At 74.6% G+C, this 20,096-nt stretch carries 20 protein-coding genes; 10 read left to right on the plus strand and 10 right to left on the minus strand.

Annotated features, from left to right (window positions below):
• From GCU60_RS04165 to GCU60_RS20070, 5 genes are all read left to right on the plus strand, one after another.
• Window positions 1-960 (plus strand): alpha/beta fold hydrolase (locus tag GCU60_RS04165; protein ID WP_163202536.1); only part of this gene is annotated, 960 nt, incomplete at its 5' end.
• A gap of 74 nt (window positions 961-1,034) precedes the next feature.
• Complete coding sequence (locus GCU60_RS04170; protein WP_163202538.1) at window positions 1,035-1,541, plus strand: hypothetical protein; 507 nt, start codon at window positions 1,035-1,037, stop codon at window positions 1,539-1,541.
• Window positions 1,538-3,013 carry a phosphatase PAP2 family protein gene (locus tag GCU60_RS04175; RefSeq protein WP_163202540.1) on the plus strand — a complete coding sequence of 492 codons (1,476 nt, stop codon included), beginning with the start codon at window positions 1,538-1,540 and terminating at the stop codon, window positions 3,011-3,013. Before GCU60_RS04170 ends, GCU60_RS04175 begins: the two co-directional genes overlap by 4 nt.
• A gap of 105 nt (window positions 3,014-3,118) precedes the next feature.
• Complete coding sequence (locus GCU60_RS04180) at window positions 3,119-4,228, plus strand: AI-2E family transporter (protein WP_163202542.1); 1,110 nt, start codon at window positions 3,119-3,121, stop codon at window positions 4,226-4,228.
• 171 nt (window positions 4,229-4,399) lie between these two features.
• Window positions 4,400-4,699, plus strand: coding sequence for an STAS domain-containing protein (locus GCU60_RS20070; RefSeq protein WP_163202544.1), 300 nt, complete (start codon window positions 4,400-4,402; stop codon window positions 4,697-4,699).
• Window positions 4,700-4,744: 45 nt separating this feature from the next.
• Here GCU60_RS20070 and GCU60_RS04190 read toward each other — a convergent pair whose 3' ends face one another.
• Window positions 4,745-5,152, minus strand: a complete 408-nt coding sequence (locus tag GCU60_RS04190; protein WP_163202546.1) for a four-helix bundle copper-binding protein — start codon at window positions 5,150-5,152, stop codon at window positions 4,745-4,747.
• A 172-nt stretch (window positions 5,153-5,324) separates the two neighbouring features.
• Between GCU60_RS04190 and GCU60_RS04195 the strand changes: the two genes are divergently transcribed.
• Window positions 5,325-6,983: a Na+/H+ antiporter gene (locus GCU60_RS04195; RefSeq protein ID WP_163202548.1), complete on the plus strand. Its 1,659-nt coding sequence runs from the start codon at window positions 5,325-5,327 to the stop codon at window positions 6,981-6,983.
• 9 nt (window positions 6,984-6,992) lie between these two features.
• Here the strand turns inward: GCU60_RS04195 and GCU60_RS04200 are convergent, their stop codons facing one another.
• The 5 genes from GCU60_RS04200 to GCU60_RS04220 form a co-directional block, all read right to left on the minus strand.
• Window positions 6,993-7,844 carry a formate/nitrite transporter family protein gene (locus tag GCU60_RS04200; RefSeq protein WP_163202550.1) on the minus strand — a complete coding sequence of 284 codons (852 nt, stop codon included), beginning with the start codon at window positions 7,842-7,844 and terminating at the stop codon, window positions 6,993-6,995.
• 148 nt (window positions 7,845-7,992) lie between these two features.
• Window positions 7,993-8,856, minus strand: coding sequence for a dioxygenase (locus GCU60_RS04205; RefSeq protein WP_163202552.1), 864 nt, complete (start codon window positions 8,854-8,856; stop codon window positions 7,993-7,995).
• A gap of 76 nt (window positions 8,857-8,932) precedes the next feature.
• On the minus strand, window positions 8,933-9,904 hold the full coding sequence (locus tag GCU60_RS04210; protein WP_163202554.1) for a zinc-binding dehydrogenase: 972 nt from the start codon (window positions 9,902-9,904) through the stop codon (window positions 8,933-8,935).
• 10 nt (window positions 9,905-9,914) lie between these two features.
• On the minus strand, window positions 9,915-10,757 hold the full coding sequence (locus GCU60_RS04215) for a citryl-CoA lyase (RefSeq protein ID WP_163202556.1): 843 nt from the start codon (window positions 10,755-10,757) through the stop codon (window positions 9,915-9,917).
• Window positions 10,754-11,956 carry a CaiB/BaiF CoA transferase family protein gene (locus tag GCU60_RS04220; protein WP_163202558.1) on the minus strand — a complete coding sequence of 401 codons (1,203 nt, stop codon included), beginning with the start codon at window positions 11,954-11,956 and terminating at the stop codon, window positions 10,754-10,756. The genes GCU60_RS04215 and GCU60_RS04220 overlap by 4 nt, the downstream gene beginning before the upstream one ends.
• Window positions 11,957-12,184: 228 nt before the next feature.
• On the opposite strand from GCU60_RS04220, the gene GCU60_RS04225 reads away from it, so the two are divergent.
• The 3 genes from GCU60_RS04225 to pdxY all read left to right on the plus strand — a co-directional run bounded on the left by GCU60_RS04225 (window position 12,185) and on the right by pdxY (window position 15,570).
• Window positions 12,185-13,675: an amidohydrolase family protein gene (locus GCU60_RS04225; RefSeq protein ID WP_163202560.1), complete on the plus strand. Its 1,491-nt coding sequence runs from the start codon at window positions 12,185-12,187 to the stop codon at window positions 13,673-13,675.
• A 140-nt stretch (window positions 13,676-13,815) separates the two neighbouring features.
• On the plus strand, window positions 13,816-14,643 hold the full coding sequence (locus GCU60_RS04230) for an IclR family transcriptional regulator domain-containing protein (RefSeq protein ID WP_163202562.1): 828 nt from the start codon (window positions 13,816-13,818) through the stop codon (window positions 14,641-14,643).
• A gap of 75 nt (window positions 14,644-14,718) precedes the next feature.
• A complete protein-coding gene (gene pdxY / locus GCU60_RS04235) occupies window positions 14,719-15,570 on the plus strand; it encodes a pyridoxal kinase PdxY (RefSeq protein ID WP_163202564.1) in 852 nt (283 codons plus the stop codon).
• A 27-nt stretch (window positions 15,571-15,597) separates the two neighbouring features.
• Here the strand turns inward: pdxY and GCU60_RS04240 are convergent, their stop codons facing one another.
• The 4 genes from GCU60_RS04240 to GCU60_RS20080 are packed head-to-tail and all read right to left on the minus strand — an operon-like array spanning window position 15,598 to window position 19,530.
• Complete coding sequence (locus GCU60_RS04240; protein ID WP_163202566.1) at window positions 15,598-16,419, minus strand: hypothetical protein; 822 nt, start codon at window positions 16,417-16,419, stop codon at window positions 15,598-15,600.
• Between the two features lie 32 nt (window positions 16,420-16,451).
• A complete protein-coding gene (locus GCU60_RS04245; protein WP_345770385.1) occupies window positions 16,452-17,897 on the minus strand; it encodes an ATP-binding protein in 1,446 nt (481 codons plus the stop codon).
• Window positions 17,894-18,655 carry an NAD(P)/FAD-dependent oxidoreductase gene (locus tag GCU60_RS20075; protein WP_345770407.1) on the minus strand — a complete coding sequence of 254 codons (762 nt, stop codon included), beginning with the start codon at window positions 18,653-18,655 and terminating at the stop codon, window positions 17,894-17,896. The genes GCU60_RS04245 and GCU60_RS20075 overlap by 4 nt, the downstream gene beginning before the upstream one ends.
• Window positions 18,646-19,530, minus strand: a complete 885-nt coding sequence (locus GCU60_RS20080; protein ID WP_239520431.1) for a response regulator — start codon at window positions 19,528-19,530, stop codon at window positions 18,646-18,648. The genes GCU60_RS20075 and GCU60_RS20080 overlap by 10 nt, the downstream gene beginning before the upstream one ends.
• A gap of 215 nt (window positions 19,531-19,745) precedes the next feature.
• Between GCU60_RS20080 and GCU60_RS04255 the strand changes: the two genes are divergently transcribed.
• Window positions 19,746-20,090: a UBP-type zinc finger domain-containing protein gene (locus tag GCU60_RS04255; protein WP_163202568.1), complete on the plus strand. Its 345-nt coding sequence runs from the start codon at window positions 19,746-19,748 to the stop codon at window positions 20,088-20,090.
• Window positions 20,091-20,096: the final 6 nt, after the last annotated feature.

Raw genomic sequence — 20,096 nt, forward strand, 5'->3', positions numbered from 1 at the left:
GAGCGCTCCATGACCGGCACCACCTCGTTCGACGACCTGCGCCTCGACGTCCGTACCTGGGGGGCTCCCGACGGCGTCCCGATCGTGCTGGTGCACGGCCTGGGGCTGTCGGTCGAGTCCTGGGGCTCGGTGCCCGAGCGGCTCGCGGAGCGCCACCGCGTGGTCGCCTACGACCTCCGCGGGCACGGCCGCAGCGACCGGTCGCCCCTGGACGACTACCGCCTGGAGGCACACCGGCGCGATCTCGACGCCGTCCTCGGCAGCACCGTCCCCGACGGGGGGACGGCCGTGGTGGTCGGGCACAGCCTGGGCGGCGGGATCCTGCTCGCCCAGGCCGCCACCGGCGACCGGCGCATCGCCGCGGTGGTGCTCGCCGGTTCCGGGGGTTCCGGGGTGACGGCCCCCGGGCTCCCGGCCGGCTACCTGCCCGGCCCGGTGCGGACGGCGTTCCGCGCCGCCTGGCTGCGGACGCTGCGCGCCGCGGCGCGCGGGGCCCGCTCCGTGGCGCCGCTGCGCCCGCTGGCCGACCGGATGGTGCGGCGGATCGCCTTCGCGCCCGGCGAGCCCGCGGACCTGGTCGCCCGCGTCCGGGACGACGTCGTCGCCACCGCGCCCCGGGCCCTCGCCGGCACCACGCTGGCCAGCGTCAGCCACGACGGCGTCCGGTACGCCGCCGCCGTCCGGGTGCCGACGCTGGTCCTGCACGGCACGGCCGACCCGGAGGTGCCCGAGGACGAGGTGCACCGGCTGATGGACACCCTCGCCGACGCCGAACTCGTGGAGGTGCCCGGCGCCGGTCACATGCTCCCGCTGGTCGACCCGGCGCTCGTCGCCGAGCAGATCGACCGCTGGGCGACCTCCGCCCGGGCGCGGTCCGGTGGCGCGGAGGAGGCGTCCGCACGCCCCGAAGATGACGAGGTCATGGCATCCGGCCCCCAGGCGGCATCGCCGACCCCGTGACGGGCACCGGACCGACATCACTCCCGGATCGGCCTTCGCTCCCGGCCGCCGGAACCCGTCGAGAGGACAGCACCATGGCCGTTCCCGAGCGCTCCCTCCGCAGCCCGGCAGCAGCGGGCCTCCTCCTGGCGTCGACGGGCGTCCTGGCCGGCTGCGGGCAGGACGACAGCACCGGGGCGGGGGCCGACGCGTCGGTCGGCGACGTCCAGCAGGAAGGGAGCACCGAGGCCTACGACGGCCCGTACACCACGCGCTTCGCCGCGGAGGTGCAGTCCTACGACGGGAAGACAGTGGCGCTGTCGGCCGACGTCAACCGGGTCCTCGGTCCCGCGGCCTTCTCGCTCGCCGGCACCGACGACACCACGATCCAGCCGCTGCTCGTCGTCGCGCCCGATGCGGACACCGAGGTGCGGACCGATCACACGGTGGCCGTGACCGGGACCGTGCACCTCTCCTTCGACCTGGCCGCGGTCGAGCAGGAGACCGGAACCGATCTGGACGACGGGCTCCTGGAGAGGTTCGACGGGAAGCCGTACCTGACGGCTGGGCGCGTCGAGGCGTCGGCGCCCGCAGACCGGTGAGCGGCCACCGGGCCGAAGAGGCCCTGGCCGGGCCCACCTCCGCCCAGGACGCCGGACCCGGCGCCCGCCGCTTCGGCGCCCGCGCGCTGCTCGGGCTGGCGGCGGTCGTGGTGGGAGCGCTGCCCTTCCTCGCCCTGTGGCTGCTGGTCCAGGGCCGTTGGAGCCCGCTGGCCGACCTCGACGGAGAGGTCGCGGCCGACCTGAACGCGGCGGTGGCCGGCTCCCCGGCCGTGGTCTCCGCCCTCCGGCTGATCACCGACGCGGGAGGCACCGGGACGGCCGTGTGGGTGCTGACCCTCACCACCCTGGTCCTGGCCATCCGCGGGCAGCGACGGCTGGCGTACTTCGTCGCCGCCACGGGAGCCGGTCTGGCGGTCCTCGTGCCGCTCACCAAGGCCCTGGCCGATCGCGCCCGCCCGCTCGTGGCCGAGCCGGTGGTCGACACGCCGAGCAACGCCAGCTTCCCGAGCGGGCACGCCATGACCTCGCTGGACACCTGGGGGGTCCTCGTGCTCATCGCGCTGCCGGCCGTGCGCCGCCGGTGGCACCCGTGGCTGGTCGGGGGCGCCCTGCTGCTGGTGCTGGCCGTGGGCTTCACCCGGGTCGCGCTGGGGGTGCACTTCGTCTCCGACGTGCTGGCCGGCTACGCCCTGGGAGCCGCGTGGCTCGCCGCCATGACCGCCGCATTCCGCGGCTGGCAGCACGAGACCGCCGCGGTGTCCCGCGGCGGCCCGCACGACCCGCTGGAGCTGGGGCCCGACGCCGCGCCGCACCTGGACGTGCGGCCGGAACCGGCCCGCACCGGGCGGGGCCGGATCGCGCTGCGGCTGGCCGCCCTCGCCGCGCTGCTGTGGGCGGCGCTGGCCGCCGCGGGCCTGGTCCTCACCGCGGCCTTCGGCGACTCCGCCCTGGTCCGGGCCGACCTCGTCGTCGTCCGGTGGTTCTCCGAGCACCGCACGGCCACCTGGACCACCCTCGCCGAGCTCGCCGGGGGCCTCGGCGACACGCGCACGATCATCGCCGGAGGCGTGAGCGCCGCCGTCCTGGGAGTGGCGGTGACCCGGCGGTGGCGACCCGCCGTGTTCGTCGCCGTCGCCCTGGCCGGCGAGGTGCTCCTGTACTTCCTGATCGCCGAGACCGTGGACCGGGCCCGCCCGGCGGTCGCCGACCTCACCGAGGGCCTGCCCGTCGCGGCCAGCTGGCCCTCCGGCCACGTCGCCGCCGCCACGGTGCTCCACGGGGCGATCGCCGTCCTCGTCGTGCGGCTGGGGCGGTCCCGCTTGCGGTGGCTGGTGCTGGCGCTGCCGATGCTCGCGGTGCCCGCCGTGGCGCTGTCGCGCATCTACGTGGCGGCGCACCACCCCACCGACGTCCTGGCCGGTGTGCTGCTCGGAGCCGTCTGGCTCCTGGGTTGCCGGCACCTGCTGCTGCGCGACCTGCGCACCGCGCCGCCCTCCATGACGATTCGCTGACTTCCGGCCGCGTCGCCCGCCGCGGGCGTGTGCGGAGGCCGCCGGCGGGCACCACCGGAGCCGGCGGTGGACGATCACCGGCCGGTTCCGACTCGGAGGTCCCGCATGGGAGAGCCCAGCGCACGGCCGGCGCCGCCCCCAGGGCGCTACCGGCCGGCCGGCGCCGCACGGCTGGCGATCGTCTGCGCCGCCGCACTGGGCGTGGCGGCCGTGGGCTGGCTGGTGCTGGGGCTGCTGACACAGCTGGCCCTGGTCACCTGCTCGCTGCTGGCCGCGGTGCTGCTGACCGCGCTCGCCGCCCCCTTCACCCGGCGGCTGCGGCGGATCGGCGCGCCGGCGGGGCTGGCCGCGGCCGGTGCGGTGCTGGCCCTCCTCGCCCTGCTCGCCGGGATCGGCACGCTGGTCTGGTTCCGCACCAGCTCACGGCTCACCGACCTGGCGCCGGCCATCACCGTCGGCATCGACCGGATCCGGGCCTGGCTGGTCGACGGTCCGCTCGGGCTGGACCCGGAGCGCGTGGAGGGCATCCGCGACCGGATCGTCACCCAGCTGTTCGCGGCGGTCCCCGACCCGGTGTCCGGTGCGACGATGGCGGTCACCGTGGTGAGCGCCCTGCTGCTCGTCCTCTTCATCGTCTTCTTCCTGCTCAAGGACGGCGCCGGCATGTGGGCCTGGATCGTGGAACGGGTCCCGGCCAGGCAGCGGGAGCGCATCGACGGCGCCGGTGACCGCGCCTGGTCCACGCTGAGCGCCTACGTGCTCGGCGTGGTCGCCGTCGCCGCGGTCGACGCCGCCCTGATCGGACTGGGCCTGCTGATCGTCGGCGTGCCGCTGTGGCTCTCGCTGACGCTGCTCACGTTCTTCGGGGCGTTCGTGCCCTACTTCGGCGCGGTCCTCAGCGGAGCGGCTGCCGTGCTGGTCACGCTGGTCACCAACGGCGCTGCGGATGCGATCACCATCCTGATCGTGGTGCTGGTAGTCCAGCAGATCGAGGGCAACCTCCTGCAGCCGCTGATCATGCGGCGGGCGGTGCAGCTGCACCCGGTCGTCACGCTGGTGGCGGTCACGTCCGGCACGCTGCTGTTCGGCATCCTCGGCGCGGTGGTCGCGGTGCCGCTGACCGCCGTCACCCACCACGTGGCGGAGTACCTCCGCACGCACCGCCCGGCCGCTTTGCCGCTGCCCGAGCCCGGCACGGCCGCCGTCGCCGGATGAGCGACGGGGACCGTCGGGGTGGCCGCCATGCGACGACTCCGTGACGTTCCGCGCCGGTCCCTCCCGGCGACCGGCGTGCGCTGACACCCTGGCTCCGGTACCCCGGACGGGGGCTCGACGAGCCGGGGGCCCAGCCGTGCGACAGCACGGGCACGACATCGAGGAGGAAGCGTGAGCTCGAGCCCCGTACCCAGGCCGGCACCGGACGGCGACTCCTTCACCGAGACCATCGACGGCCGCCTCGGCTCGATCCGGGCCGAGGGTCACCTGACCGGGCGCGCCGCGGACATGGTGCGCGGCACGGTGGAGGTGCTGCGGCGCAGCGGCCACGACCGCGTCGTCGTGGACCTCAGAGAGGTCCGGCAGGTCGACGACGACGGGCTGCGCGCCCTCCGCACGCTCGCGGACGGCATCCGCGACGACGGCGGACGGCTGACCCTGCTGCACCCGCCCCGCCCCCGGCAGGACTGAGCGGAGGCGTCCTCCGCTCCCCGCCGGGGGTGCGAGCCGCCGGGCTCAGCCCAGGCTGCTGATCAGGTCCCGGCAGGCGGCCTCGCAGCGGCGGCACGCCTCCGCGCAGACGCGGCAGTGCTCGTGCATCTCCGCGTGGCTGCCGCACTCGTCCCCGCACGCCTTGCACGCGGCGGCGCAGGCCTCCAGGACCGCCCGCGTCAGGTTGGCGTCGTAGCCGGTGTGCCGGGACAGGACCCGACCGGTCGTGTCGCAGATGTCCGCGCAGTCGGTGTTGGTGCGGATGCACTTCGTCAGCTCGGCGACCATGTCCTCGCCGAGGCAGGCATCGGCGCAGGCGGTGCACGCCTGCGCGCACTCGACGCAGGCCTCGATGCACTCGAGCAGCTTCTGCCTGTCCACCCCGCCGAGGTCCTTGGGATAGGTGTCCAGCATCTGTGCGGCGACCGTCATGAGGGGTCCTCCCGGTACGTGGTCCCGGCCGCGGTCGCGGCGCGGGGGCTCTCGCCACCGGACGCCTACCCCCGGGGGCAGGGGCCCGCACCCGCGCCCGATGACGATCCCGTGACGAGCGGGGGAACCGTGCCCGGCGGCAGGGGCCGGGCAGGTCGGGAACGATGCGGGGGTGGGTGTGGAGACCGTGCTGCTGCTCGTCCTCGCGTCGGTGGCGGTCATCGTCGCCGTGCACGCCGTCGCCGACCGCTCGGGCATACCGGCGGCCGCGCTGCTGACCCTCGTGGGGCTGGGCTACGCGGTGCTCCCGGCGGACGAGATCGAGCTCGACCCCGAGGTGGTCCTCACGCTGGTGCTGCCGCCGCTGCTCTACAGCGCGGCGCTGGAGTCCTCGCTCGTCGCCATCCGCCGCAACCTGCGCACCGTGGTGAGCCTCTCGGTGCTGCTGGTGCTGGTCACCGCCCTGGTCATCGGCACCGGGTTCGCGCTGTTCGTCACCGGCGCCACCCTGGCCGCCGGCATCGCGCTGGGCGCTGCCGTAGCCCCGCCGGATCCCGTCGCGGCGCTGGCGGTCGGCCGCAAGGTGGGCCTCCCACCCCGGCTGATCACCCTCATCCAGGGCGAGGGCCTGCTCAACGACGCCACCGCTCTGACCATCCTCACCGTGGCGGTGACCGCCGCCCAGGGCGACGGGTTCTCGACCCCGGCCGCGGTCGGTCAGTTCCTGCTGGCCGCGGTCGGCGGTGTGCTCGCCGGTCTGGCAGTCGCCTTCGGCGTGCGGCCGCTGCGCCGGCTGCGCCGCGACCCGCTGACCTCGAACGCCGTCAGCCTGGCGACCCCGTTCGTCGCCTACCTGCTCGGGGAGTTCCTGCACGTGTCCGGGGTGCTGGCCGTGGTCGTCGCCGGGCTGGTCATCGGGCACCACAACCCGGGATGGGCCTCCGGCGCCAGCCGACTGCAGACGAACGCGGTGTGGCGGTTGGTCGGCTTCCTGCTGGAGGGCTTCGTCTTCCTGCTCATCGGCCAGCAGCTGCCCGCGGTGATCGCCGGTCTGGACGGCTACGACACCGGCACGATCGTCACTGCGGCGCTGGTCACGGTCGGCGGCGTGCTGCTGGTCCGCCCGCTGTGGCTGCTGCTCACCGAGTTCCTGCCGCAGTCACTGCACACCCGGCTGGGCGGGTCCGGAGCCGGTGGGGAGCAGCCGGCACGGGGGCGGGCGGAGCGGCTCAGCGGCCGGGAGATCGTCGTCCTCAGCTGGGCGGGCACCCGGGGGGTGATCAGCCTCGCCGCGATCTTCACCCTCCCCGTCGTCACCGCCGACGGCGAACCGTTCCCCGACCGCGCGCTGCTGTTGTTCTGCGCGTTCCTCGCCGTGCTGGTGACCCTGGTCGGCCAGGGCGTCACCTTCGCCCCCCTGGTGCGCGCCCTCGGGTTGCGCGCCGACCGCGCCGACCAGGCCCGGCTGCGCAACGAGGCCCGGATCGCGTCGGCGGAGGCCGCTCTGCGGCGGCTGGACGAGCTCGCCGTCGACGAGCCCGACGACGTCGGCGGCGAGGCGCTCGACGTCCTGCGGTCCCAGCTGCGCGGGCGGCTGGAGGGCTACCGGAAGCGGATGGACCTGCTGTCGGCCGCCGAGCCCGGCGAGGTGCCGCTCGCGCCGCAGTACGAGGCGGCGCTGCGCTTCCGGCGGGCCGCACTGGACGCGCAGCGGCAGGAGCTGCTGCGCTGGCGGGACGCGGGCCGGCTGCCGGACGAGGGGCTGCGTGCGCTCACCCGGGAGCTCGACCACGAGGAGGGCCGGCTGCCCGTGCGGGCAGCCGGCCGCTGAAGCCCCACCTCAGGCCCGCTCGGCCGGCTCCGCGGTCGCCTCGGCCTCCGACGGGGCGGGCGCCTCCCGGAGGAAGAGGTACCAGTAGGACGTCGCCACGAAGACGACGGCACCCACCAGGTTCCCCACCCCGGCCAGCAGCCAGTTGAGCCCGACGTCGCCCCAGCCGATGTCCGGGACGCCCGCGAAGATCGCAGCCGGCAGGAAGAACATGTTGGCCACCACGTGGTCGAAGCCCATCGCCACGAACGCCATGATCGGGAAGAAGATCGCCAGGATCTTGCCCGACACCGTGGTCGCCGCGAGCGACATCCAGACGGCCAGGCAGACCAGCCAGTTGCAGCCGACCGCCCGCAGGAAGGTCTGCCAGGGCGTCTCGCCCAGCGCCTTGCCCTCGGCGATGCCGGCCAGCCGGTCGTGGGTCAGCGCGGCGCTGCCGGACGCGTCGGCGTCGCCGATGACACCGGTCTGGACGGCGAGGAAGAAGGCCACGAAGAGGGCGCCCGCCAGGTTGCCGAGCAGCACCAGGGAGAGGTTCCGGGCGACGTCGCCGATGCCCAGCTTGCCCTTCATGGCCCCCAGCGGGACCAGCAGCATGTTGCCCGTGGCCAGGTCGGAGCCGGCGATCAGCACGAGCACCAGCCCGAGGGTGAACGCGGCGCCGGTGAACAGCGTGGGCAACGTGCCCCAGGTGGCCGGGTCCAGGCCCGAGGAGATGGTGATGGCCACCAGCGCCCCGAAGCCGATGTAGGCACCGGCGAGGAAGGCGCTGACCAGCACCCGGTCCCAGGTGCGGTGCACCTTCTTGGCACCGGTCGCGGCCGCGACCTGGGCCATCTCCTGCGGTTCGCGTGCGGCCATGGGGCCTCCCTGGCTGAGGCCGGCGGCCTCTCGGCCGCCCGGCGTGAACGGACCCCCGGGTAGGTGACCCGGGAGACCGGCGCTCAACCGGAGACCGTCGCGGCGGACGCCCGCGCCCCGGGCGGGTCGGGGGCGCGGGTCCGCGGGCTCAGCCCTGGCGCTGCAGCACGAAGTCGTAGGTCGACTCCAGCCACGGCACCTCGATGGTGCCGCCGTCCGGCGTCGGGCCGGGCTCGCGCTCCTCGAAGGCGGTGACCAGCTCCTGCTTGGTGCCGAAGACGACGTCGCTGTCCAGGTAGTCCGAGCCCTCCTGGAACAGGTGGGTGATCAGCGGCTCGAAACCGGGCACGTTGATGAGGAAGTGGATGTGCGCGGGGCGGAAGTAGCTGATCTCGGTCCGGCTGATCAGGTTCCCCACCGGCCCGTCCATCGGGATGGCGTATCCCAGGGGCGCGATGGTGCGGACGCAGTAGCTGCCGTCCTCGCGGGTCGTGTACTTCGCCCGCAGCCGCGCCTCGTCGATGTCGGGGATCTGCGACTCGTAGGCGCCCTCGGTGTCGGCCTGCCAGACGTCGAGCACCGCGTTCGGCACCGGGTTGCCCTCCAGGTCGCGGAGCGTCCCGTGCAGGTAGAGCGGCACCCCCTCGAGCCCGTCGGACATGTCCTCGGCGTACCCGAGCTCCGGCGAGCCCTCGATGTGGAAGGGCCCCAGCACGGTGGCGGGGGTGGCCCGCGGGTCCAGCCGGTGGTTCATCTGGACGACGAGCATCGACAGACCCAGGACGTCGGAGGCGAGGATGAACTCCTCCCGCTTGTCGGTGCTGATCTGCCCGGTCGCGGTCAGCCACTGCACGGCGGCCATCCACTCGGCCTCGGTCAGCCGCACCTCGCGGGCGAAGTCGTGCAGGTGCCGCACGAGCGCGGTCATGAGCTCGGCCAGCCGCGGGTCGCCGGCGGTGGCCCACCGCTGCACGGCGAGTTCGGTGATGTTGTCCTCGGTGACCGGCTGCACGGGAGTTCCTCCTGCCGTCCGCGCGCCGGGGGCCGGTCGCGCTGCCTCCTCCGCGACTGCCGCGGAGGTGTCGTTCCTAGGGCGTGAGCACCAGGCGCACGCCGGGGTCGCCGGTGGCCTGCCGCCGCCACGCCTCGGGGGCGTCGGCGAGCGGGACCTGCTCGTGGGCGACCGCGAGCGCTCCGGCCGCCGCGTGCGCCGCGACGGCGGTGACCGCGGCCCGGCGCTGCTCCACCGTGAGCGCGTTGTTCGTGTAGCCCAGCACCGCGGCGCTCTTCGCCCGGAGGACCGCGGAGGAGAACTCGGCGACGTCACCGGAGGCGCCACCGAGGTTGACCAGCCGGCCGCCGGGTGAGAGGACGCGGGAGGCGGCGGTCGCGGCCGTGCCGAACACCGGGTCCACGACCAGGTCCAGCCGCCCGGCGCAGGCCTCGGCGAGGCCCGCGGTGAAGGCGTCGACGTCGTCGTCCGGCGCGAGCACCACGTCGGCCCCCGCCGCGCGGGCCCGCTCCCGGGACCGCTCCGACCGCGCCACCGCCACCACCCGTCCGGCGCCGAGCAGCCGGGCCGCGCCGACGGCGGCCTGGCCCACCGCGCCACCGGCGCCGAGCACCAGCACGTGCTCGCCGGGCCGGAGATCCCCGCGCCAGGTCAGGCACATCCAGGCGGCGACGCCGGAGAGGCCCAGCGCGGCCAGCGCGGCGTCGGGCACCTCGGCGGTCACCGGGACCAGGTCGTCGTCGGCGACCGAGCAGAGCTCGCCGAGGCTGCCGTCGCCCGGAGCCATCCCGGCGGAGGTCGCGAAGAACACCCGTGTGCCGGCGTCGAGGTGCGCGGAGCTCTCCACCACGCCGACACCCTGCACGCCGGGGACGTAGGGCACCTGCGGCCGGCCGAAGTAGGAGGTGCCCGAGGCGCAGAGCAGGTCCAGCGGGACGATCGGCGCGGCGGTCACGCGGACGACGCTGCGCCCCGGGACGGCTGCCGGGGCGGGGTGCTCGGCGACGACCGGGGTCTCCGCCGGTGTGCGCAGGACGACGGCGCGCATGCCGGCGCCCTCAGGCCTGGCCGCCGTCGCCGCTGCCGGGCAGCGGCGCGGGGACGAACGGGTCCGGGGCGACCGGACGGTTGTTGAGGTCCACCGACAGGAAGACGTCGTTGGCCACCGGGTGCCGGAGCTCCTCGGCGAGCTGACCGATCAGCCCGGCGGTGCGGGCCAGCAGCGCGAAGCCGCGCAGCAGCTCCATCGGCAGGCCGAGGTCGGCCAGTGCGGCACCGCAGACGCCGGCGCCGTTGAGGGGCAGCTGCTTGCCCAGCACCTGGGGGTGCACCCGGCCGATCGCGGCGAACAGCGAGAGGTGCGGGCCGTAGAGCCCCTCCTCGGTCGCGATCCGGAACAGCCGCGGCGTGCGCGGGTCGCCCTGCTTGTGCACGTGGTGGCCGAGGCCGGGCACGAACCGGCCGGCCGCGCGCTGTGCGGTGACCGTCTCGAGCGCGAGGGCGTCCCAACCGGCGTCGTCGGTGGGCAGCGCGTCCTCCACCCCGGCGAGCACGTCGTGCAGGAACCGGCCGCAGTCCTCGGTCACCCCGAGGAACCGCGAGCCCCCGCCGAGCAGGCCGGCGGCCAGCGCGCCCTGGATGGAGTCCGGGGCGGACAGGTAGGTGAGCCGGGTGACGATGGCGGTGGGCGTGAAGCCGTGGTCGGCGAGCGCGGCCAGCACCGCCTCGAACACCCGGGTCTCCCCCGGGCTCGGGCGGCGCTGGGTGGCCAGCCAGAACGCCAGCTCCCCGAAGCCGACCGAGCCCATCACGTCCTCCGCCAGGTCCGAGCCCAGCAGCGTGATCCTCTCCAGGCTCGAGGCGCCCAGCGCCGTCGGGTAGACCGGCCGGTCGGCGGTCACGGCTGCTCCTCCCCCGCGGGCTCCGCCAGCCACCGGCGGATCTCCTCGCCGTGCTCGTCCACCGTGGGCGGCGGCAGCCGGTAGGCCGCGGCGGTGTCGGAGAACCGGATGGGGTTGCGCACGGACGGGACGGCGGCGTCCCCCTCTCCCACGCGCACCACCGGGTCCAGGCCGATCTCCTCGGCGAAGGCCACGCCCTGGTCGATGGTGTTGATCGGCCCGCAGGGCACCCCGGCGCCGATGATCTCGCGGAACCACTCCATCTTCGTGCGGGTGGCCAGCCGTTCGACCAGCAGCGGACGCAGGGCCTCCCGGTTGGCCGTGCGGTCCTCGTTGCGGCGGAACCGCGGGTCCTCGACCAGGTCGGGGAGCCCCAGCACCTCGCACAGCTTGCGGAACTGGCCGTCGTTGCCGGCGGTGATGATCAGGTCCCCGTCCGAGCACGGCAGCGGCTCGTAGGGGAACAGGCTGGGGTGGCTGTTGCCCATGCGGAAGGGCACCACCCCGCCGGCCACGAAGGCGCTGGTCTGGTTCACCAGGCCGGACAGCGCCGAGGACAGCAGGTTGACCTCGACGTGCTGGCCCCTGCCCGTCTCGTGCCGGAGGTTCAGCGCGGAGAGGACGCCGATGGTGGCGTGCAGCCCGGCCATGACGTCGAAGACGGCCACCCCGGCCCGGTACGGCTCGCCGTCGGGGTCGCCGGTCACGCTCATCAGCCCGGAGATGGCCTGGACGATCAGGTCGTAGCCGGGCAGGGCCCGGCCGCCCGGCCCGCTGCCGAACCCGCTGATGGAGGCGTACACGACGCCGGGGTTGGTGGCCGCCACGCTGTCGTAGTCCAGCCCGAAGCGGCCGAGGCCGCCGGGCTTGAAGTTCTCCACGACGACGTCGGCCCGCCGGGCGAGCTCCCGGGCGGCGGCGAGGTCGTCGGCGTCCTTGAGGTCGAGGGCGACCGACCGCTTGTTGCGGTTCACACCCAGGTAGTAGGTGGAGACGCCCTCACGGACCGGCGGCTGCCACGTCCGGGTGTCGTCGCCCCCGGGTCCCTCGACCTTGACCACCTCGGCCCCGAGGTCGGCGAGCAGCATCGTGGCGTAGGGACCTGCGAGGATCCGGGAGAAGTCGGCCACGAGCAGCCCGGACAGCGGGCCGGGGCGTGCGCCCTCCGACGGCGGTGGCAGTGCTCCGGGTTCGCTCATCGGTGGTCGACCACTCCTCGGCATCGGTTCGCGGACAGCCGTCCGCCGATCTGCCTGCGAGTCTCGGGCGCGTTCTCGAGGCTGTCAACCGCGGCGGAGCAGATTGATCCGGCCGACTCCGTTCTTGTTGACAGCGCGCTCCCGACGGCGGAAGGTGACCTGCGTCGCTTCCGTCGTCCGCTGTGCGGACGGTGGTCCGCGCAGCCGACGACGACGAGGAGGAGACGAATGACCCACTCCGAGCCCACCCCGGTGGCCGGCCGCCCGGTGGTCCTGCGCGGCGGGACGGTCCTGACCATGGACGACGCCGCGACGGTGCTGACCGATGCCGACGTCCTGGTGGTCGACGACCGCATCGCCGCCGTCGGGCAGGCGCTGGACGTCCCCGAGGGCACCCAGGAGATCGACGCCCGCGGCGGGATCGTCATGCCCGGCATGATCGACACCCACCGGCACATGTGGCAGACGGCCATGCGCGGGTACGGCGCGGACTGGACGCTCACCCAGTACTTCGTCTGGTACTACCTCGAGCACGGCCGGAAGTTCCGCCCCCAGGACGTCGCCGCGGGCAACCGGCTCTCCGCCCTGGAGGCGATCGAGGCCGGTGTCACCACCACCGTCGACTGGTCGCACGGGCTGCAGTCGGTCGACCACGCCGAGGCCGCCGTCGAGGCGCTGCGCTCGGTGCCCGGCCGCTTCGTGCTGGCCTACGGCAACATCCAGGCCGCGCCGTGGGAGTGGACCGCCGACCCGGCCGTCCGCTCGTTCCTCGAGCGGCACCGCGACGCCGCCGACGACTCGCTGGGGCTGCAGCTGGCCTTCGACGTCACCGGCGACCCGGCCTTCCCGGAGAAGGCGGCCTTCGAGGTCGCCCGCGAGCTCGGGCTGTCGGTGACCACGCACGCCGGCGTCTGGGGCGCCACCAACGACGACGGCATCCGGCTCATGCACGAGCACGGCTTCATGACGCCGGAGACGGTGTACGTGCACGCGGCCAGCCTCAGCCCCGACTCCTACCACCGGATCGCCGCCACGGGCGGCTCGATCTCGGTGTCCACCGAGTCGGAGCAGAGCGCCGGCCAGGGCTACCCGCCCACCTGGCAGGTGCGCTCGCACGACATCCCGGTGTCGCTGTCCATGGACACCAGCGTGTGGTGGAGCGGCGACCTGTTCTCCGCGATGCGCACGACGCTCGGCGCCGACCGCTCCCGGGAGCACTTCGAGGCCCACCTCAAGGGCGACACCGTCACCCACCTGGCGCTGCGTTCGGAGGACGTCGTCCGCTGGGCGACCCGCGGCGGGGCGGCCGCGCTGGGCCGCGAGGACCTGGGCAGCCTCGAGCCCGGCAAGAAGGCCGACGTCGTGCTGATCAAGAACGACGCCTCCCCGGTGTCCTTCCCGCTGCTCAACCCCTACGGGCACGTGGCGTTCCAGGCGCAGCGGGGCGACGTGCACACGGTGCTCGTCGACGGCCGGGTCGTGAAGCACGCGCACGCGCTGGTGGGCACCGACCTCGCGAGCGTGCGCCGCGAGATCGAGGACACCGTCGAGCACCTGCGCAGCGAGCTGGGCGAGGAGGCCTGGGCCGGCGGCATGTCCCCGGACCTGCCCGACGCCCAGGTCCTGGACAACCCGTACCAGTACACCGACTACAAGTCCGAGGGCACGCACGCCGCCCGCGAGCAGGTCTTCGAGGACCACCTCCGGAACGAGCGCTGAACCCCGGGGGCCGACGCGGCCTCCCTCCTCCGGGGCACCGCCTCGGGCGTCGGGCCCGGCGGTCTCGCACACTCCCAGCAGCGGGAGCGTGCGGGATCGCCGGTCCCGGCCGGACCTGACCACCGATCGAAGGGACCCACATGGCGGGGCGTGGCACCGGGCCCGACTTCGTCGAGGCCCTCGCCCGGGGGCTCGACGTGCTGGCCTGCTTCGACGCCGACCACCGGACCATGTCGCTCACCGAGGTGGCGACGGCGGCCGGCCTGGCCCGGCCCACCGCGCGCCGGCTGCTGCTGACCCTCGAGGAGCTCGGCTACGTCCGGTCGACCGACGGCGCCTTCTCCCTCACCCCCAAGGTGCTGGGCCTGGGCATGGCCTACGTCGGCTCCCTGGGGCTGTGGGACATCGCCCGCCCGCACATGGCCGAGCTCGTCGGCCGCACCGGCGAGTCGTCGTCCATGGCGCAGCTGGACGGCTCCGACATCGTCTACGTCGCCCGGGTGGCCGTGCCCAAGCTGATCGCGCTGCGGGTGGACATCGGCACCCGGTTCCCGGCGGCACAGACCTCGCAGGGGAAGGTGCTGCTCGCCGCCCTCGAGGCCGACGACCTGGCCGCCACCCTCGCCGAGCGCACCCGGTCGGGTCTGCCCGAGCCGATCCGCCGCACGCCGGCCCAGTTGTGCGACGAGCTCACCGAGGTGCGGGCGCGCGGCTGGGCGCTGGCCGACGAGGAGCTGGCCCCCGGCGTCCGCTCGGTCGCCGTCCCCGTCCGGGACGGGACCGGGGCGGTCCGCGCCGCCATGAACGTGACCGTGCACGCCGCCGAGACCAGCACCGAGCAGCTGCTCCGGGACCACCTCCCCCAGCTGCTGCGGACCGCCGGCGACATCAGCGCCGAGTGGGCGCTGTGGCAGTCCCGCCCCTACCGGGAGCTGCCGGCCCGCACCCAGGGCTCCGCCGCCGGCTGAGAAAACACCCCCTGCCCCCCACCGCTCGCAGGCTCGCAGCGGGGCCCTGCAGGGGGCGTGTGCCAGGGTTCCGGCGTGACCGCTGTCCTCTCCATCCAGTCGCACGTCACCTTCGGCCACGTGGGCAACAGCTCGGCGGTGTTCCCGCTGCAGCGCCTGGGCATCGAGGTGTGGCCGGTGCACACCGTCCAGTTCTCCAACCACACCGGCTACGGCGAGTGGACCGGCCGGGTCTACGACGGCCAGTCCATCGACGAGCTGGTGCAGGGCGTCGCCGACCGGGGCGTGCTCGGCCGGTGCGACGCCGTCCTGTCGGGCTACCTCGGCTCGGCCGACATCGGGCACGCCGTCGTCGGCGCCGTCACGCGGGTGCGCGAGGCCAACCCACGGGCCGTGTACTGCTGCGACCCGGTGATCGGCGACGTCGGCCGCGGCGTGTTCGTGCGCCCGGGGATCGAGGAGTTCATGCGCGAGGTCGCCGTGCCCGCGGCCGATCTCGTGACGCCCAACCACTACGAGCTCGACCTGCTCTCCGGTGCGGCGACCCGGTCGCTCGCGTCGGTCAAGGACGCCGTCGGGGCGGTGCAGGCCCTGGGCCCGCGGGTGGTGCTCACCACCTCGCTGGTCGCCGAGGACACCCCGGACGAGGCGGTCGACCTGCTGGCGTCGGAGGGCGGCCGGCACTACCGGGTGCGCACCCCGCGGCTGGGCGTGTCGGTCAACGGCGCCGGCGACGCGATCGCGGCACTGTTCCTCGCCCACTGGCTGGAGACCCGCTCGGCCGCCGACGCGCTGGCCCGCGCCTCGGCGTCGGTGTTCGGGCTGCTGGCCCGCACCGAGGCGGCGGGCTCGCGGGAGATCCTGCTGGTCAGCGCGCAGGAGGAGTTCGTCAGCCCGACTCGGACCTTCGAGCTCGAGGAGGTCTGACCCGGCCGGCCGACCTCGTCCTGACGATCAGAACCGGTCGAGGGTCGCCGCGATCCGGGTGATCGTGGCCTCCTCGACCGGCAGGTGCGGCAGCACCGCGGTCACCTCGTCCGGCTCCAGCCCGTTGTCCCCGAGCGCGGCCAGCAGCAGATCGGCCTCCTCCGGGCCCACGGGCACGGTGCAGCCCGACTCCTCCAGGGCCGTGCGGGCGAGGAACAGCGCTCCGGCCAGGCTGTCGTCCGGTACCGGCGCGGTCTCGGGGACCGCGGCCGCGCGGGTGGTCGCCTCGGCGGCCCGCACGAGCGAGAGCGGCAGGCCCTCGGCCTCCACCTCGATCAGCGGGACGGCGCCCAGCGCGGCCAGCACCAGGTGCTCGGCGTCGATGCGCAGCGGCGCCTCCCAGCCGCCGGCCCGCACCACGTCCAGCAGGTTGCCGGGGTCCTCGCCGACGTCGTGCGCGAGCTCCGCCCAGTCGGCCGGGCGCGTGACCCGGGCCCGCTCGGCCGCCACCCGGCAGGTCTCGGTCACGAATGGCACCAGCACCTCGTCGTCGAACCGCTCCGCCTGCACGCGTCCGTCGGCGCCCACCATGTTCAGCGCGTCCTGGAAGCTGCCCGGCCGGGCGTCGCCCAGCTCCAGCCGGCCGTCCTCCTCACCGGCCAGCGGCCGGCCGTGCGCGGCCCGCTCCCCCACGGTGAGCCCGGTGGCCACCAGCCGGCCGGCCCGCCGTTCGTGGTGCTGCGCATCGGACATCCCCACGGCCCAGGCGCAGCTCTCCGCGATCAGGGCGGCGCCGCGCTCGCGCAGCACCTCGCGGGTGAGCAGTCCCATCCAGTCGACGTCGAACACGCCCCCCACTGTCCCAGCGCCCCGCCCCGGAGTCAGGTGGCCGGTTCCGACAGCGGGAGCAGCACCCGGAAACGGGTGTCCCCCGGCGACGACGTCACCCGCAGGTCCCCGCCGTGCCGCTTGACCACGACCCGCCACGACACGTCGAGACCCAGGCCGGTCCCCTGCCCCACGGGCTTGGTCGTGAAGAAGGGCTCGAACACCCGCGACCGCAGCTCGGCCGGGATGCCGGGCCCCGTGTCGGCGATCTCGACCAGCGCGTGCTCGCCGTCGCGGGCCGTCCGGACGGTCAGGGTGCCCTCGCCGGCCATGGCGTCGAGGGCGTTGACGACGAGGTTGGTCCAGACCTGGTTGAGCTCGCCTGCGTAGGCGGGTACCTCCGGCAGGGTCCGGTCGTAGTCCTTGACCACCGTCACGCCGGGCGGGATCTTCCCGCCCAGCATCACCAGCGTCGCGTCCAGACCCGCGTGCAGGTCGGTGGGCTGGTGCGGCGTGCGGTCCATCTGCGAGTACTGCTTGGCCGCGTCCACCAGGGCGGAGATGCGGCGGGTGCTGTCGGCGATCTCCACCAGCAGCGTCTCGGTCTCGACGGTGTAGGCCAGCCAGCGCAGGGCGGGTTCGAGGAAGGACGGCGCGACGGCATCCGTCACGCGGTCGAGGTCCTCGGGCACGAGCCCGGCGGCGACGAACACCCCGGCCAGCTCCCAGGGCCGGGTCACCCCGTGCCCGTCCAGCCACTCCCCCAGCCGGTCCTCCAGGTCCGAGCGCTCCAGCGTGGAGAGCTCCTGGGAACCGCTGATGCGGGCGACGAACTCCTCCTGCAGCCCGGTCAGCGACCGCAGCACCTCGCCGTCGATCGTGCCCTCGGACAGCAGCGCCAGCTTGTGCCGCATGCCCGCGAACCGGTCGCGCAGCGCCTCGGTCGCGCGGGCCGCCGCGGCCGCCGGGTTGTTGAGCTCGTGGGTCAGCCCTGCGCTCAGCTTGCCCAGGGCCAGCAGCCGCTCCCGCTGCCCGACCAGCTCGGCGGAGTTCCGCTGCCCGACGAACATGCCCTCGAGCAGGTGAACGGCCATCGGGTACCACTGCCGGAACACCTCGGCGAACGGCCCGGCCGGCAGGGCCAGGAACCGGCAGTCGGTGACCGCCCGGACCGTCGCAGGGTAGCGCTGCTCCAACCGGTCGCCGAAGTAGAACTGCACCGCGCCGGAGTAGACGCCGCGGTGCGACGTCCGGACCATCTCCACCTCGCCGCCGCCCACGAGGCGGAGCATCGTCATCGTCCCCTCGAGCAGGACGAAGAAGCAGTCGGCGGGCTCGCCCTCGACCGACACGTCGGTGCCGGCCGGGCAGTCGACGACGTCGCCGTTGCCGGCCACCCACGCCAGCTGCTCGTCGTCGAGGTCCTCGAAGAGGAAGAGCCCGCGCAGCTCGCCGGCCGGCAACCGGCGCGGCGATGCCTGCTGCCCCTGCGCGGTCACCGCTCCCCCAGGTAGCGGTGCACCAGGGTGACCGCCATCGCGCCCTCACCGACCGCCGAGGCGACCCGCTTCACCGACTCCGCGCGCACGTCGCCGGCGACGAAGACGCCCGGCACGCTGGACTCCAGGTACCAGGGGTCCCGGTCCAGCGCCCACCCGGGCGGACGCCGACCGTCGTCGACCAGCCCGGGCCCGGTGGGGATGAACCCCCGCCGGTCCCGGACGACCACCCCGTCCAGCCAGTGCGTGCGGGGCTCACCGCCGATGAACACGAAGAGGTGGCCGGCGTCGTAGGTGGTCCGCTCGCCGGTCCGGGCGTCCTGCAGCGTCACCTGCTCGAGGTGGTCCTCGCCGTGCGCCTCGGCGACGGTGGTGCAGGTGTGCACGTGGACGTTCTCGATCGCGGCCAGCTGCTCGATCAGGTAGTGCGACATCGACGCCTCCAGCGCCGGCCCGCGCACGAGCAGGTGGACCGAGCTCGCGTAGCGGGCGAAGAACACCGCCGCCTGCCCCGCCGAGTTCGCGCCCCCGACGATGAACACCTCCGTGCCCGCGCAGGCCGCCGCCTCGGTCATGGCCGAGCCGTAGTACACGCCCTTGCCGGTGAGGGCGTCGGCGCCGGGCACGCCGAGGCTCCGGTACGACACGCCGGTGGCCAGGACGACGGCGTGGGCTGCGATGGTGCTGCCGTCGTCGAACCGCACGACCCGCTTGGGCCCGTGGGCCTCCAGCGCGACGCAGTCACGGGTCAGCAGCAGCTCGGCGCCGAACTTGCGCGCCTGGCGCCACCCGAGACACCGTTGGGGAAGCCGAGGTAGTTCTCGATCCGGCTGCTCTGACCGGCCTGCCCGCCGGTCGCCTCGCGCTCGACCAGCACGGTCCGCAGCCCCTCCGACGCGCCGTAGACGGCGGCACCGAGCCCGGCCGGCCCACCGCCCACGACCACCAGGTCGTAGAAGTCCGCCTCGGGCGCGGTGCTCAGCCCGACGACGGCGGCGAGCTCGCTCTCGGTGGGCGCCTTCAGCACGACGCCCTCCGGGGTGACGATCACCGGGACGTCGTCCGGGCCGGCGCCGGCGGCCTCCAGCAGGCGCTGGCCCTCAGGCTCGTCCACGCTGTACCAGCGGTAGGGCACGGCGTTGCGGGCGAGCAGGTCCCGGGCGCGGAACGACGGCGCCGACCACCGGTGCCCGACCAGTCGGACGTCCGCCACCACCGCATCGGGGCTGTCCCGCCAGGTCTGGATCATCTGGTCGAGGACCGGGTAGAGCTTCTCCTCGGGCGGGTCCCAGGGCTTGAGCAGGTAGGAGTCGACGTCGACCAGGTTGATCGCCTGGATGGCGGCGTCGGTGTCGGCGTAGGCGGTCAGGAGTGCCCGCCGGGCCCGCGGGAACAGGTCCATGGCCTGCTCGAGGAACTCGATGCCGTTCATCTCCGGCATCCGGTAGTCGGCCAGGAGCACCGCGACGGTGTCGCCGCGCAGCTTCAGCTCCCGCAACGCCTCCATCGCCTCGCGTCCCGACGACGCGCGCAGCACGCGGAAGTCCTCGCCGTACTTCCGCCGGAGGTCGCGCGCGACGGCGCGGGAGACCCCGGGGTCGTCGTCGACGCTGAGGAGAACCGGTTTGCCCATCCTGACTCCCATCGGCGGCCGCGCTCCGCCCGCGTCGGGAACGGGTACGCGCGGACGGCGCCGCGAGCCGTTGTCGCGCTGCTCTCGTGCTGCCGCCCACGACGCTAGTCGGCCACGGCCCCCCGGCACAGCCGGTCACGAGAGCTACGGGCACTGGACGGCGTCCGTAGCGTTGTCCCGTCCCCGGAGCACGTCGTCCGTCCAGGAGGCCGGCCATGTCAGCACCTGCCATCGAGCCTGCGGTGCCGCCCAGCGGGAGCGGTTGCGTCGAGTGCGAGAGCGACGGGGGCTGGTGGTTCCACCTCCGCCGGTGCGCGCAGTGCGGCCACATCGACTGCTGCGACTCCTCGCCGAGCCGGCACGCCCGCGCGCACGCGGCCTCCGCCGGCCACCCGGTCGTCCGCAGTTTCGAACCGGGTGAGGAGTGGTTCTGGGACTTCGACGCCGACCGGCCGGTGGCCGGCGCCCCGCTGGCCCCGCCGCAGCACCGCCCCCTCGACCAGCCCGCACCCGGGCCGCGCGGTCGCGTGCCCGACGACTGGACCGCCCGCCTGCACTGAGCGGGA

Origin of the sequence: Blastococcus saxobsidens (genome assembly GCF_010682065.1) — a bacterium.
In the GTDB taxonomy this organism is placed as follows: Bacteria; Actinomycetota; Actinomycetes; order Mycobacteriales; family Geodermatophilaceae; genus Blastococcus; species Blastococcus saxobsidens_B.

Excerpts from the sequence above, each read along its gene's own strand:
- GCU60_RS04170 (WP_163202538.1), top strand. The coding sequence starts at position 1,035 with ATGGCCGTTCCCGAGCGCTCCCTCCGCAGCCCGGCAGCAGCGGGCCTC.
- GCU60_RS04180 (WP_163202542.1), top strand. The coding sequence starts at position 3,119 with ATGGGAGAGCCCAGCGCACGGCCGGCGCCGCCCCCAGGGCGCTACCGG.
- GCU60_RS04190 (WP_163202546.1), bottom strand. The coding sequence starts at position 5,152 with ATGACGGTCGCCGCACAGATGCTGGACACCTATCCCAAGGACCTCGGC.
- GCU60_RS04200 (WP_163202550.1), bottom strand. The coding sequence starts at position 7,844 with ATGGCCGCACGCGAACCGCAGGAGATGGCCCAGGTCGCGGCCGCGACC.
- GCU60_RS04210 (WP_163202554.1), bottom strand. The coding sequence starts at position 9,904 with ATGCGCGCCGTCGTCCTGCGCACACCGGCGGAGACCCCGGTCGTCGCC.
- GCU60_RS04220 (WP_163202558.1), bottom strand. The coding sequence starts at position 11,956 with ATGAGCGAACCCGGAGCACTGCCACCGCCGTCGGAGGGCGCACGCCCC.
- GCU60_RS04225 (WP_163202560.1), top strand. The coding sequence starts at position 12,185 with ATGACCCACTCCGAGCCCACCCCGGTGGCCGGCCGCCCGGTGGTCCTG.
- GCU60_RS04230 (WP_163202562.1), top strand. The coding sequence starts at position 13,816 with ATGGCGGGGCGTGGCACCGGGCCCGACTTCGTCGAGGCCCTCGCCCGG.
- GCU60_RS20080 (WP_239520431.1), bottom strand. The coding sequence starts at position 19,530 with ATGGGCAAACCGGTTCTCCTCAGCGTCGACGACGACCCCGGGGTCTCC.
- GCU60_RS04255 (WP_163202568.1), top strand. The coding sequence starts at position 19,746 with ATGTCAGCACCTGCCATCGAGCCTGCGGTGCCGCCCAGCGGGAGCGGT.